Below are 12,914 nucleotides of genomic sequence, written 5' to 3' on the forward strand. Positions count from 1 at the left end.
CTTCTAATGAAGGGCTTTTTTTATGTAGAGGATTAATACTAACCTGCATACATACTTGAGTAATTTAACGAATTAAATAATTCTTAAACGTTGTTAATTTAGAACAACTAGATACAAAATCTAGCTTAATTTTGGCGCAGTTTATTTATAATCACTAAGTCAAACTTTCTAGGGCTGATTTAATATCAGGGTGATGAAAGCGATAATTATGAGCTTGCGCCTTACGTGGGATAACAAATTGCCCAGTGGTTAATAAATCTGACATTTCACCCATTAGCAGTTTAAGTACTGCGGTTGGCATAGCGATAAATGCAGGCCGCGACAATGCATTCCCTAAGCTTTTACTAAACTCGGCATTACTGACTGGGTTTGGTGCTGTTGCGTTAACTGGGCCTGAAATTTCTGGGTGCTTAATTATAAAGAGTATTAGCTGAATCATATCGTCAATGTGTATCCACGACATACCTTGCTCTCCGTTACCAATCGGGCCGCCTAAGCATAATTTAAAAGCGGGTAGCATTTTACCTAATGCCCCACCTTTTTTAGCTAAAACAATACCCGTTCGTAAAAGGCACACTCTGGTTTGTTCTGATTGCGCGAGTAAAGCTGCATTTTCCCACTCTTTACAAAGCTGGTGGCTGAATTCGTCGTGTGGGTTTTCAAAAGTTTCATCAATAGGGTTACTATTTTGTCGACCATAAAAACCAACGGCACTACCTGATATAAAAGTATGTGGGGGAGTGTTACTGGCTTTAATTGCTTCACTAATTTGCTGTGTAACACCAATACGGCTGTCTCGTATTATGTGTTTTTGTTTGTCACTCCAACGTTTATTAACAATCGGTTCGCCAGCTAGATTAATAACAATATCAACGCTGTTAAAATCCACTGAATTAACATTGCTTACGGCTTTAACTTTATGGCCCAATAATACGTTTGCTTTAGTCGGGTTTCGGCTAAGCACAGTAACCGTATTATGGTGAAGTAAAAAAGGGCATAAGTGCTTACCAATTAATCCAGTCGCGCCAGTAACAAATATATGCATTATTAATCCTTACAATAAAATAGTAGCAAGTGATTAAAAAACATACTCGCTAGCAAACAGCTTTGCAAATTTATACGTAAAGCATACTTTTATGATCACTTGGTAATTATTTCATTTCATTAGCTTTTGCCTTACACTGGGGCAATATAATTAATAAAAGGATTAGTGAGTTGGCAAATTTAACTGGAGTGAATAAAAGTTTAATAGTTTTTGCTGCCTTGGTCGTTGTACTTGCGGGTATAAAAGCAGCAAGTGTAATTATTATTCCATTTATTTTAGCGGCGTTTATTGCCATTATTTGTAATCCATTTATTAAGTTTTTCGCGCGATATCGAATTCCCAAAGGTATTGCTGTTATGTTAGTGGTACTAATTATTGTTGGTTTAGGCGTAAGCTTAGGTGGGCTTGTTGGGCAGTCCATAAACGATTTTTCGCAGCAGCTTCCTGAGTATAAAACACAGCTTAAAGAAGAGTTTGTATGGCTGGTAGATTTAGCATCTCAATACAACATATTGATTAATAAAGAACAGTTAATCAATATGTTCGATCCAGGAAAAATGGTCGATGTAGCCACGGATATGCTCACTGGTTTAGGTGGGGTAATGGCCAACATGTTTTTAATTATTTTAACGGTTGTTTTTATGTTGTTTGAAGGACCGATGCTGAGTAATAAAATACACATGGCCCTTGATGATCCCGATAGTAAAATGAAACAAATAGACCGCTTTTTAGAATCGATAAACTCCTATCTTGCTATTAAAACATTAGTGAGTTTAGCCACCGGTATAATCGCTGCATTTTATTTATGGATTTTAGATATCGATTATTTTGTACTGTGGGGAGTATTAGCGTTTATGTTTAATTACATTCCTAATATTGGATCAATTATCGCAGCTGTACCTGCGGTATTACTTGCCCTTATTACTCAAGGCCCATTAGTGGCAGGACTTGTTGCTGCAGGGTACTTAACAATAAATACGGTAATGGGCAATATTGTAGAACCTAAATTTTTAGGTAAAGGGCTGGGTCTTTCAACATTAGTGGTGTTTTTATCATTAATATTTTGGGGTTGGTTACTAGGCACTGTAGGTATGCTTTTATCTGTGCCATTAACTATGATTGTAAAAATAGGCTTAGAAGCCAGTGCCGAAGGTAAGTGGGTTGCCACTTTATTGGGCAGTGGTGAAGACGCCGCCAAAAATAACTAGTCGCTGTAACTATCAAGGGCTGGATAAATTACAGCTCTTGATTGCTAAAGACTAATTATTGAATTAATAGCTTCGTCAACTGCATTTATTGCACCCTCTAAGTATCCTGCTTCTTGTTTTGCAAATTCACTCGCTACAAAATGAATATTTAGGTTACTTAGCTGCTCACCCAAGCCTGAAAAATTAAATTCAGGGTGTTGTGAAGGCTGAGTACGGTCGTCCTCATTGGCTACAAGTTCATCCTCTGCCCAGTCTTTAATAAAGTACCCTGTTGCCTTTTTTGCATCCTGACCATAAAAGTAGCTAAGCTGCTGGACACAGGCTTGAATTAACTGCTCTTTAGTTACTTCGCTTCGTGATAAGTAGGGCACACCTATAAAACCAAATAATGCGGCGTAATTATCATCTTCAGCACTGGCATCGTGAATTTCGACCATAGGGCCGACACTGCTAAAGCATTGTCCTGATAAGTTATTATCACGCCAAAATGCATGTTCAAAAGTAGCTATAAACTTGGCTTGTCCTGCCATCCATGTCGGTACGCTGTTGAGGCGGCTTATGAGTGTTGGAGTAGCCCATTGTTCAGGTGTTAAATGGGCTGTCACCATGCGTGCAGGAATTGCTGACATTAGTTTATTCGTATTGAAGTGTTTTATATTACCTAAATGATTCACTGTAATTTGCCAGCTATCACCGCTCTTTTTAAGCTCAGTGACATTGTGGTTTAACAATACAAAATCTGGATTAAGTTGCTCATACAATGCAGTTATTAAGGTATTCATACCGTGTTTGAGCCTAAATAATTGCATCTCTCCAGCGCCTGCAATTTGTTGTGGTTGCTCTGAATGTGGCGATTGGTATAACACATCGCCTTTGGTGTATTGCTCAAATAGACTTAAGTTGAGTGACTTGATTAGCGCTTGAATTTTTGGCTGGTGAGGAAATATCCATGTAGGGCCCAAATCAAAACTAACACCACTATTTATTGGTGATTGCGCCGAATAAATTCTGCCACCTAATTGCGATTTAGCTTCTAATAATAAATATGGGGTATTAAGTAGTTGCAACTGATACGCACTGTATAAGCCAGCCAGCCCGCCACCTATAATAATTACAGGTTTAATCATTTTAAAACAAGCAATCGATTAGTAGATTGCTTGTTTTAAAATGGTTTTTTAAGTGCATCAGTAAATTGGTTGATAAGTTGGATTTCACAGATTTTATAACTAATAGCCGCAGTTGTTGCATTAGGGAGTTTTAATAAATAACGCCATTGGCAAGCGCTTTCTATGTATTTTTCATTATTACTAATGCTGCGCATAAATAATGGAAGTATTTGGGTATTACCTGTACTTTCCTGTGATGTAGTGAGTTCGTATTTACGCTTTTGTATCCAACTGCCTTGCACTAGTTTTGCTTTATTTATTTGTGTATCTAGGCATTGTATATAACGCTTAGCTTCATCCGTGGTTGCTTTTTTTACTAAAGTACACGCTTCATCAGCAAAACTGTATTGGCTAATTACTAACAGTACAATTGCAGTTAGCCTTAATAAATTATTACTTTTTATCATTATAATTAAACTCTAAAATAAATTGAGCACCGCCCAAGTTATCAGCTTTAGTGATAGTGAGAGTACCGTGATACGACTTAACTAAATCAGATACAATTGCCATACCCACACCGTGTCCGCTTTCATATGTATCTAGGCGTGTACCACGAGTGAGTAAAGACTCGCGCTTGTCTTCTGGTACACCAGGACCATCATCGCTAATACCAATACACAGAGTTTTACTTTGGGCTACTTGTATTTCGACTTGTGAACGACATGCTTTACAGGCGTTATCAATTAAATTACCCAATAGTTCCATTAAATCGGTTTGATCACCTAAAAAGTAGTCTTTATCTGTTACTGTGCAACTAAAAATAATATCTTTATCACGATACACTTTTGCCATAGCACTTAAAATAGAATCGAGAACTGGCTTAATTGGCGTTTGTTTCTTCCAAGTATCAGAGGCACCGGTTGCTGCCCGTTTTAATTGGTGCTCGATCATCACATTAATACGGTCAAGCTGCTCTTGTGCATCTGCATCATTAGCCAGCGGGCTTGATTTCAAAACAGCTAGTGGTGTTTTAAGCGCGTGTGCAAGGTCGCTCAATGAGGCTCTGTAGCGCTCTTTCTGACGTTGTTGAGAATCAAGGAGTAAGTTTAAATCGGACTTAATAGTTTGCAACTCAATGGGGTATAACCCTTTAATTTCTTGGATATCGCCAGACTCGATCGCTTTTATTTCTTTATCAAGTCGTTGCAGTGGCCGTGCACTCCAAATAAAACCAACCGCCATAAGACCCGCGATTGCAATGCCCATTATAAACATCCAATCAACAAGTGTCTGCTTAAAACCGTCCATTAAACGCAATAGGGCATCGTTACGTTTAACTAATATGAAGCGTGCCTGTTCTGATTGATCTATGTTGTTTAAAATAACAGTAAGGCTAAGTTGCCAGTACGCAGTGTTTTTATATTCAACTCGTCTAAAGTCCGCTGCACCTGCTTTTGTTTCTACTTGCTGAGGTACAAAATTAACGTTAACTGCTGATTCAGAATGCCAAATGGGTTCATCGTCACGATAGATCATTGCGTAGGTATCGGAGTTTAGTCTATTTAACTCAGGCGCTAAAATTGTACTTGGCATAATAATGCCATGCTCAGTAAAGTCGACTTCAGATATAAGCGAGTATAGCTGTGCTTCGAGGGTTTTTTCTGTCGCATCAACAAGTGAAGCGTAATACGCTTTGCCAATTGAATAAAACAGGATTGGGAGTGCGACTAATAAAACAAAGACAAGGATAAATCCTTGCCTTATTTTTAACGATATTTGCGGTATTACCACTGACTTTTAAGCCTGTAACCGCGCCCACGTAGTGTCTCTACTGGGTTTAATACACCTTCAGGGTCAAGTTTCTTGCGTAAACGCAGTACAAATACTTCGATAACATTTGAATCAAGGTCAAAATCTTGATCGTAAATGTGCTCAGTCAATTCTGATTTTGAGATTACTTTTTGCGGGTTTACCATTAAATATTCAAGCACTTTATATTCGTAAGCGGTTAGGCTGAGCTCTTTATCATCAACCCAAACTTGCTGCGAGCGTGTATGGATTTTGATTGGGCCTGCTGTCATTTCTGGGTTTGCCTTACCGGCACTGCGACGAATTAATGCATTACAACGTGCAATAAGCTCTTCAACGTGAAATGGTTTTGTAAGATAATCGTCTGCGCCAGCATCTAAACCTTCTACTTTGTCCTGCCAGCGATCACGCGCTGTTAAAATTAGAATAGGGATAGTAATACCTTGTGCACGTGCTTTATTAATCAATTCGATACCGTCTATTTTAGGTAAACCTAAATCAACAACGGCCATATCAAGCGGATATTCAGTAATATGGAAAAGACCTGCTTCACCATCGTGGCATAAATCCACGCTGTAACGTTCTTTTTCTAAAGCATTACGTAGGTTATCTGCTAAATGTAAATCGTCTTCTATAACTAAAATTCGCATCGGTTAATCCTTTTTTACTTCGCCAGTTTTTTTATTTATATGTAAATCGACGACATGGCCGTCAGATTTGAGTATTCGCACTGTATAAAAGTCAGTTTGTTCAGAAATCTTAAGCGTTTTACCGTTAATGGTTTTTTTGCGAGTATTACAGCCTTCTTTTTGCTTACTTCAGCTTTAGCCGTTGGATTTGTGGCTGTTGTATTTACTTGAGAAAAGCTAGCAAAGCTAGTACAAGCAATAAAAGTAAGACTTAATAATATGCGCATGATAGAACCCCTAGACCAAACACACTTAGTTTAATTAACTAAGTTACTAAAATTCAAGTAAAAACACTAAATTAGCTTTTACTTTAACAATTTTAATTAAAAACCCGTGAACAAACCCTGAACTATGTTAATAAGCGATTATTTATAGTTAAGCAGGGAAAACTTTTTTAAATGGTTTAACAACAGTATTTTCATATACGCGTGCGGCAACATACGGATCAGCCGCAGCCCATTCACGCGCGGCTTCTATTGAATCAAACTCAGCCACAACGAGTGAACCGGTAAAACCAGCCTCTTGAGGATCTTCACTGTCAACTGCTGGAAAAGGACCTGCAGTAAATAAGCGATTTTGTGAATCAAGCTCATTAAGACGTTCCAAGTGTGCTGGGCGTGCTGCTTTTCTAAGCTCTAAGCTGTTTTCAACATCTGTTGAGTGAATCATGTACAACATAAGAAATCTCATAAAAATTGTTAAATTTGATTAACGCAATACTATCACAGCGTTGAAAATTGGTGAATTAAAAGCGTATTTAGGCAGGTTTACACTTCGATTTTATTTTTACACTGTATTTGCTTGAAAATATCTGTGTAACACTGGTAGAGTCGCTGAAATATACAAAATAATAAAAAGGTTTTATGCATGAGCGATAATAGAGAGCGATTTAGTTCCCGTCTCGGATTCATACTAGCGGCAGCAGGTTCTGCTGTGGGTATTGGTAATTTAGTTGGTTTTCCTGTTTCTGCTACCAAAAATGGTGGTGGCGCATTTTTATTAATTTATGCTTTATTTGTCGTATTCATTTGCTTACCTGTCATGATGGCTGAAATGGCAATGGGCCGTAATGCTCAAAAAGATCCACTCGGCTCGTACAAGTTGTTGGCAAACAATGACAAAAAGTGGAAGTTTGCAGGGTTTTTAGCTGTGCTTACACCATTTATGATTGCAGTGTTTTACATGGTAATTACAGTGTGGATTTTCGGCTACTTAATGCAAACTGGTTTGGGGAATTTAGATTTACTCGCTGAACCTAGCCATTTTGGTGTTTTTATTAACAGCTACACTGTTTTTGGTTACATGGCGGTAGTGGTAATTATTGTTAACTTAATTTTATTAGGGGGTGTTAAGCAAGGCATAGAAAAAGCCGCTAAATTTCTGATGCCAGCACTTCTAGTCATGCTTCTTGCTTTAGTTATTTATGTATTAACACTTGATAATGCAATGGCAGGTGTTAAATATTATATTATCCCTGATTTTTCTAAAATGAGCGCAAGCGTACTTAATGGGGCGCTAAGCCAAGCATTTTTCTCGTTGTCGTTAGGTATGGGTATATTAATGACTTACGCGTCGTACATATCTAAAAAAGATGACATTGTAAGTAGTGCAAAAATGGTAGCAATTACTGACTCGTTAGTCGCCTTTGTCGCAGGTCTTATGGTGTTACCGGCTATATTTAGTTTTGATCCAAACACAGACCCATCAGCACTTTCTGACTCGTCAGTTTCGATGATTTTTGTGTATTTGCCGAAAATATTATTAGCACTGCAAAATGATATCGGATACGTAGGCGCATCAATTGTAGCATTCTCGTTTTTCTTGTTGGTATTTTTTGCTGCAATTACGTCATTGGTATCTATTGTTGAAGTACCGACAGCCACATTAAGCGACCGCAAAGGAATTAGCCGTAAAAAAGCATTGGGTATTTTAACACTTACAACTGGCGTGCTAACTATTTTATGTACTATGTCGTTTGGTATGATTGACAGCCTTACCTCGTTTACCAGTTATGGCGGTGTAAATAAGAGCTTTTTCGATATTATTGTTGATGTATTCTACGACACAATTTTACCGCTTAATGGCTTAATGGTGTGTTTGTTTGTAATGTACCGCTGGAAAAAAGCACGTTTAACACAAGAGCTAAGCTTAGGCTCGCCTAATTATGCTGGTAGCTTAATGGAAAAATACGTTAATTTTTCACTTTCAACGTTTATTCCAATTATTTTAGCGGTAATATTTATAAATACAGTCGCGACTAAGTTTTTTGCTCTAAAAATATTTGGCTTTTAAATACAGACCCAATTATATAAGCCGTACTTGTTGCGGCTTTTTTGTATGTAAATTTAAATAAAGGTTACTTTAATTAAATGCGCCTGAGTCGAGATAGCTGCCAATGCCAAGGGTAAACATCCAAAGCCCCCATAAGCTATGCTCAATAACGCACACAAAGGTTGAGCGGCTTTTTGCGTAGGTATAAGCAAACAGTAAGCCACCTAAAAATGCTAAGGCTACTGCAATCCAATTTGCATACACAATATGCGCCAACGCAAATACACTCGCACTAACTACAATACGCACTGCTTTTTTTGGCATGATGCGTTTATAACGATGGAAAAAATACGTTCTGAATATTAATTCTTGAGGAATAACCGACAGTATTGGGTAGAGCACCAACAGTAAAAGCCAATCATTAAATGAGTTACGGGGAAGGGTAAACCAGTTGCCTTGATGAATAATCCCGTAAAACATGCCTGAGAACAGCGCACCTAAAAAAGAAGCTAAACACACGCCTTTTAACAGCAGAAAATTGTCCAAGGCTTGTAAGCCTAAACCGTTTAAAATGGGGATCGCCTAGTAGCAACATACAACACACACTCATAAGTATAATAAGCGCAGGGATAAGCCAATTAGCTAAGTGCTCGCGTAATCCAAAACCCAACAAGGGCAGCAATATAAAAATGAGGGTAAATTCAAACCAGCGGTATTGATTAGCGTTCAAGGTCGTCTCAACTTGCTTTTTTAATAAGCTAACAAGCTAAGACGACACTTTTATGACGAGGGGGCTTACTTTGCAGGCTCTTCTTCATCAGGGAAGTATTTATATAAGGCGATAATAGTGGCAAAAATGCTTACAAAAGTAATACCCATTAAACCAAACACTTTAAAGTTAACCCAAAAGTCGAGCGAAAAATTATACGCAATATAAATGTTTAGTGCCGCTATACCAGCAGTTATAGCAACCCACATTAGGTTAAGCTTATCCCATAACGGTTCTGGGACAACAATGGCTTGTTTTGTATCATTAGCGTTTTCGAGGATTGAGCTAAGCGCTTTTTTAACGAGATTTTTATTAAGTACATAACGGCTAACAAGTAACGTTAAACTTAAACCTGCATATATCAGTGTTGCTTTCCATTTAATGTATTGCTCATCATGAAGTACCAGCGTTAGCGTACCAAACACGGCAGCAATGCCAAAAAATATCCAATGACGAGTAGGTACATTGCCATGTTTAAAGTAGCTATAAGCAACTTGAATGAGCGTAGTGGCCATTAATAAACCAGTAGCCCAGTAAATATCGACTAGCTTAAAAACTGCAAAAAACAGTATGAGTGGAATGTATTCAATTAATGCGTGCATAGTATACCTAAATTATACAAAAAAGAGTCAAAGGCTTTTTACCACATAAAGCTTAGCAACTACAAGGTTGACTTGTTGCCCTGTAACCCTTAGCCTGCGTGGCTTTATTACCAATTCGGTTTGGTATTTTTCATATCATCATATTCCCACGCTTAACCAACACTGATTTGGCGTGTATTTAGGAGCCTAAAATGAATAAAGCAGAACTCGTTACTGCCATTGCACACAAAAGTGAATTAACAAAAAAAGATGCTCAATCGGCACTTTCAAGCTTGCAAAAAGTCATTACTAAATCGCTTTCTGAGGGCGATCAAGTTCAAATTAATGGCTTTGGTACCTTTGCGCTAAGTTATTACCCAGCGCGTACTGGGCGTAACCCACAAACAGGGGCTGCAATTGAAATAGAAGGCGCAAATAAAGCGGTTTTTAAACCCGCGAAAGCGTTAAAAGATCTGCTTTAAATTTATTTAAGGTTTTAAACCTCGTATTGATAGATAAGTTACATGAGCGCGAAGTAAATTCGCACCTACGGGTATATGCTGTAGTTCAGGATTACACGTCGCGTTTAATGGCTTTAAATTACATGAGCTGGAAATAAAGTGGCACTTATGTACATTATTCATAATCTCTAAATAATTTACATGGTAGCATAAACTCTATTTCAATTTACTCCTTTATTTTCAATTGCTTGTTATCGGCACGCATCGTGCTTTTTTAATTGTGTATTTTAAATATACCTTTTAAGAAAATAAGGAGATCTCAATGAGTACATTACAAACAAGCACACGTTTACAAGGCAAAAAAATTGCAATTTTAGCCACTGATGGATTTGAGCAAAGTGAGCTTTTATCTCCGCGCAGCGCATTACTTGATGCTGGTGCAAACATCGAAATAGTATCAATTAAAGAAGGCCAAATTACTGGTTGGAATGAAGACAAGTGGGGCGATAAAGTAACAGTAGATAAATTAGTTACAAATGCAGACCCCGCTGATTACGACGCGCTTATGCTTCCTGGTGGTTTATTTAATCCAGACAGTTTACGCCAAGATAAAGATGCTAAAGCATTTATTGATGGCTTTTTTGGCGCAGAAAAAAACAAACCCGTTGCTGCTATTTGCCATGCGCCGTGGTTGTTAGCTGAAATTAATAAATTGCGCGACCGTACCATTACTTCTTTCCCCAGTATTAAAAGCGATTTAATTAATGCAGGTGCTAATTGGGTTGACCAAGAAGTATGTGTAGATAAAGGTTTAGTAACAAGCCGAAGCCCAGCAGATTTAGAAGCATTTAATGCTAAATTTATTGAAGAGATTTTAGAGGGTAAACACCAAGCTCACTAATTTGCTTTTCAAAAACAAAAAAGGGCATTTAATTGCCCTTTTTTAATGTGTAAATTTACACTTTTTATAATGCGGTTGCGGCTTTCATTTCACTAACAAATGCTTTTAACTGCGTTGTCATTGCGTCTAAATCGTTAAGGTTAGCTTCAATAATTTTAACTACAGCAGAGCCTGAAATAGCACCTGCTGCGCCTGCGTTAAGTGCGGCTTTTACATCATCTGGTGTTGAAATACCAAACCCTAAAAGAGCAGGAGCTGCATGGTATTCTTTTAATTTAGTGACAATATTACCCGCTGGCATTTGTGCTTTAGTATCGGTACCGGTAACACCAGCGCGCGATAGTAAATACGTATAACCACGACCGTAAGAGGCGCATTGGCGAAGTGTGTCATCATCTGCATTAGGTGTGGCAATAAAAATTGGGTCTACACCGTTATCCATTGCCGATTTTCTAAATATTTTAGATTCATGCAGAGGCACGTCAGCCACTAAAATAGAGTCTACACCTACCGCTTTTGCATCTTTGTAAAATGCTTCTATGCCGCGCTTAAAAACAAGGTTTGAGTAAAGCAATAATCCAATTGGAATATCGGCGTTATACTCGCGTATTTCTTTAATAATATCAAAGCAATCTTGCGTGTTAATGTGCACATCAAGTGCGCGAATATTAGCTTTTTGAATTACTGGACCATCTGCAATTGGATCTGAAAACGGAATACCAAGCTCAAGCGCATCAGCGCCGCCGTCAATTAGACTTTTAATAATCGCAATACTTTGCTCTTTACCTGGGTCGCCAATCGTTACAAATGGTACAAATGCACCTTGTTTTTGCTCGTTAAGCGCTGCAAACATTTTGCCGTAACGATCCGTTTTTACTTGGCTCATAGCTGACCTCTTTCAGTTAGTACATTGTGAACGTGTGCTAAATCTTTATCGCCACGACCACTTAAATTAATCACTATAACACTTTCCTCGGTTAGCTCCTCTGCGTACTTAAGCGCATAAGCTAGCGCATGGCTTGATTCAAGTGCCGGAATAATCCCTTCATTTTTAGCAAGTGATTGAAACGCATCAAGCGCTTCTGTATCGGTAATACCCACGTATTGAGCGCGACCAGTTTCGTGTAAAAATGCATGCTGAGGACCAACTGCTGGGTAATCAAGGCCCGCTGATACAGAGTAAGACTCTTCAATTTGGCCATCGTCATTTTGCATAATATACGTATAAGTACCGTGTAATATGCCTTTAGTGCCTTTACAAATTGTTGCACCGTGCTCATTTGTATCAAGCCCTTTACCAGCAGGCTCAACACCAATTAATTTAACGCTTGGCTCGTCAATAAAGTCGGTAAACATACCAATTGCGTTTGAACCACCACCAACACAGGCAATAACAGCGTCAGGTAAACGACCTTCTGCTTTAAGTACCTGTTGCTTAGCTTCTTCACCAATAACTTTTTGATACTCGCGTACAATTGTTGGGAATGGGTGAGGGCCTGCGGCTGTACCTAGTAGGTAATGCGCGTCTTGGTAGTTTGCTGACCAGTCACGCAGCGCTTCGTTTACGGCATCTTTTAATGTGCCAGAACCCGCTGTAACAGGAATAACTTCTGCGCCCATTAACTTCATTCTAAATACGTTTGGTTGCTGACGCTCAACGTCTTTTGCGCCCATATAAATACGACATTTTAAACCCAGTAGTGCACATGCAAGCGCGGTTGCAACACCGTGTTGACCAGCACCTGTTTCAGCAATGACTTGTTTTTTACCCATACGCTTAGTAAGTAACGCCTGACCAAGTACTTGGTTGGTTTTGTGTGCACCGCCGTGTAGTAAGTCTTCACGCTTTAGATACAATTTTACTTTTGGGTTTTTAACTAAATTGCGCGTTAAAGTAAGTGGCGTAGGACGGCCCGCATACTCGTTCAATAATTTACTTAGCTCTGCCTGAAACTCAGGATCTTTTTGTGCTTTGTTAAATTCGTTTTCTAACTGCTTAAGCGCAGGGACAAGTAACTCAGGTACAAACATACCGCCAAACTCGCCAAAATAAGCTGGATTTTGCATTTTAACC

General features: G+C 38.5%; 13 protein-coding genes and 2 pseudogenes. 4 read left to right on the plus strand and 11 right to left on the minus strand.

From position 1 onward, the window contains the following. Positions 1-154: 154 nt before the first annotated feature. Complete coding sequence (locus P4S71_RS16440) at positions 155-1,045, minus strand: TIGR01777 family oxidoreductase (protein ID WP_008138320.1); 891 nt, start codon at positions 1,043-1,045, stop codon at positions 155-157. 170 nt (positions 1,046-1,215) lie between these two features. Between P4S71_RS16440 and P4S71_RS16445 the strand changes: the two genes are divergently transcribed. Continuing rightward, positions 1,216-2,253: an AI-2E family transporter gene (locus tag P4S71_RS16445; RefSeq protein WP_033031760.1), complete on the plus strand. Its 1,038-nt coding sequence runs from the start codon at positions 1,216-1,218 to the stop codon at positions 2,251-2,253. 44 nt (positions 2,254-2,297) lie between these two features. Here the strand turns inward: P4S71_RS16445 and P4S71_RS16450 are convergent, their stop codons facing one another. From P4S71_RS16450 to P4S71_RS16475, 6 genes and pseudogenes are all read right to left on the minus strand, one after another. Next, positions 2,298-3,380, minus strand: coding sequence for a flavin monoamine oxidase family protein (locus P4S71_RS16450; protein ID WP_337151045.1), 1,083 nt, complete (start codon positions 3,378-3,380; stop codon positions 2,298-2,300). A gap of 35 nt (positions 3,381-3,415) precedes the next feature. Continuing rightward, a complete protein-coding gene (locus P4S71_RS16455) occupies positions 3,416-3,826 on the minus strand; it encodes a hypothetical protein (protein WP_007375449.1) in 411 nt (136 codons plus the stop codon). After that, on the minus strand, positions 3,813-5,150 hold the full coding sequence (locus P4S71_RS16460) for an ATP-binding protein (RefSeq protein ID WP_007375448.1): 1,338 nt from the start codon (positions 5,148-5,150) through the stop codon (positions 3,813-3,815). The genes P4S71_RS16455 and P4S71_RS16460 overlap by 14 nt, the downstream gene beginning before the upstream one ends. After that, complete coding sequence (locus P4S71_RS16465) at positions 5,144-5,818, minus strand: response regulator transcription factor (protein ID WP_007375447.1); 675 nt, start codon at positions 5,816-5,818, stop codon at positions 5,144-5,146. Before P4S71_RS16465 ends, P4S71_RS16460 begins: the two co-directional genes overlap by 7 nt. 3 nt (positions 5,819-5,821) lie before the next feature. Continuing rightward, positions 5,822-6,084: pseudogene (locus tag P4S71_RS16470) on the minus strand (PepSY domain-containing protein). Between the two features lie 148 nt (positions 6,085-6,232). Beyond that, on the minus strand, positions 6,233-6,535 hold the full coding sequence (locus tag P4S71_RS16475; RefSeq protein WP_188085517.1) for a YciI family protein: 303 nt from the start codon (positions 6,533-6,535) through the stop codon (positions 6,233-6,235). A 189-nt stretch (positions 6,536-6,724) separates the two neighbouring features. On the opposite strand from P4S71_RS16475, the gene P4S71_RS16480 reads away from it, so the two are divergent. Further along, positions 6,725-8,149, plus strand: a complete 1,425-nt coding sequence (locus P4S71_RS16480) for a sodium-dependent transporter (protein ID WP_007375444.1) — start codon at positions 6,725-6,727, stop codon at positions 8,147-8,149. A gap of 69 nt (positions 8,150-8,218) precedes the next feature. On the opposite strand, the pseudogene P4S71_RS16485 reads toward P4S71_RS16480, so the two are convergent. Together P4S71_RS16485 and P4S71_RS16490 are read right to left on the minus strand one after the other, a co-directional pair. Beyond that, positions 8,219-8,858, minus strand: a pseudogene (locus P4S71_RS16485) (CPBP family intramembrane glutamic endopeptidase). A gap of 65 nt (positions 8,859-8,923) precedes the next feature. Then, positions 8,924-9,499 (minus strand): inner membrane-spanning protein YciB, encoded by a 576-nt coding sequence (locus P4S71_RS16490; protein ID WP_096792927.1) that lies wholly within the window; start codon positions 9,497-9,499, stop codon positions 8,924-8,926. Between the two features lie 191 nt (positions 9,500-9,690). Here P4S71_RS16490 and P4S71_RS16495 point away from each other — a divergent pair, with 191 nt between their 5' ends. Then, positions 9,691-9,960, plus strand: a complete 270-nt coding sequence (locus P4S71_RS16495) for an HU family DNA-binding protein (RefSeq protein WP_337151046.1) — start codon at positions 9,691-9,693, stop codon at positions 9,958-9,960. 301 nt (positions 9,961-10,261) lie between these two features. Beyond that, complete coding sequence (locus P4S71_RS16500; RefSeq protein ID WP_337151047.1) at positions 10,262-10,840, plus strand: type 1 glutamine amidotransferase domain-containing protein; 579 nt, start codon at positions 10,262-10,264, stop codon at positions 10,838-10,840. Positions 10,841-10,904: 64 nt separating this feature from the next. Here the strand turns inward: P4S71_RS16500 and trpA are convergent, their stop codons facing one another. Continuing rightward, positions 10,905-11,726, minus strand: a complete 822-nt coding sequence (gene trpA / locus P4S71_RS16505) for a tryptophan synthase subunit alpha (RefSeq protein WP_182701994.1) — start codon at positions 11,724-11,726, stop codon at positions 10,905-10,907. Beyond that, complete coding sequence (gene trpB / locus P4S71_RS16510; RefSeq protein WP_306724447.1) at positions 11,723-12,907, minus strand: tryptophan synthase subunit beta; 1,185 nt, start codon at positions 12,905-12,907, stop codon at positions 11,723-11,725. Before trpB ends, trpA begins: the two co-directional genes overlap by 4 nt. Positions 12,908-12,914 lie beyond the last annotated feature (7 nt).

This window comes from Pseudoalteromonas sp. B62 (assembly GCF_037162565.1).
In the GTDB taxonomy this organism is placed as follows: Bacteria; Pseudomonadota; Gammaproteobacteria; order Enterobacterales; family Alteromonadaceae; genus Pseudoalteromonas; species Pseudoalteromonas fuliginea.

Coding starts and splice junctions, on each gene's coding strand:
- P4S71_RS16440 (WP_008138320.1), bottom strand. CDS start 1,045: ATGCATATATTTGTTACTGGCGCGACTGGATTAATTGGTAAGCACTTA.
- P4S71_RS16450 (WP_337151045.1), bottom strand. CDS start 3,380: ATGATTAAACCTGTAATTATTATAGGTGGCGGGCTGGCTGGCTTATAC.
- P4S71_RS16455 (WP_007375449.1), bottom strand. CDS start 3,826: ATGATAAAAAGTAATAATTTATTAAGGCTAACTGCAATTGTACTGTTA.
- P4S71_RS16465 (WP_007375447.1), bottom strand. CDS start 5,818: ATGCGAATTTTAGTTATAGAAGACGATTTACATTTAGCAGATAACCTA.
- P4S71_RS16475 (WP_188085517.1), bottom strand. CDS start 6,535: ATGTTGTACATGATTCACTCAACAGATGTTGAAAACAGCTTAGAGCTT.
- P4S71_RS16480 (WP_007375444.1), top strand. CDS start 6,725: ATGAGCGATAATAGAGAGCGATTTAGTTCCCGTCTCGGATTCATACTA.
- P4S71_RS16490 (WP_096792927.1), bottom strand. CDS start 9,499: ATGCACGCATTAATTGAATACATTCCACTCATACTGTTTTTTGCAGTT.
- P4S71_RS16495 (WP_337151046.1), top strand. CDS start 9,691: ATGAATAAAGCAGAACTCGTTACTGCCATTGCACACAAAAGTGAATTA.
- P4S71_RS16500 (WP_337151047.1), top strand. CDS start 10,262: ATGAGTACATTACAAACAAGCACACGTTTACAAGGCAAAAAAATTGCA.
- trpA (WP_182701994.1), bottom strand. CDS start 11,726: ATGAGCCAAGTAAAAACGGATCGTTACGGCAAAATGTTTGCAGCGCTT.
- trpB (WP_306724447.1), bottom strand. CDS start 12,907: ATGCAAAATCCAGCTTATTTTGGCGAGTTTGGCGGTATGTTTGTACCT.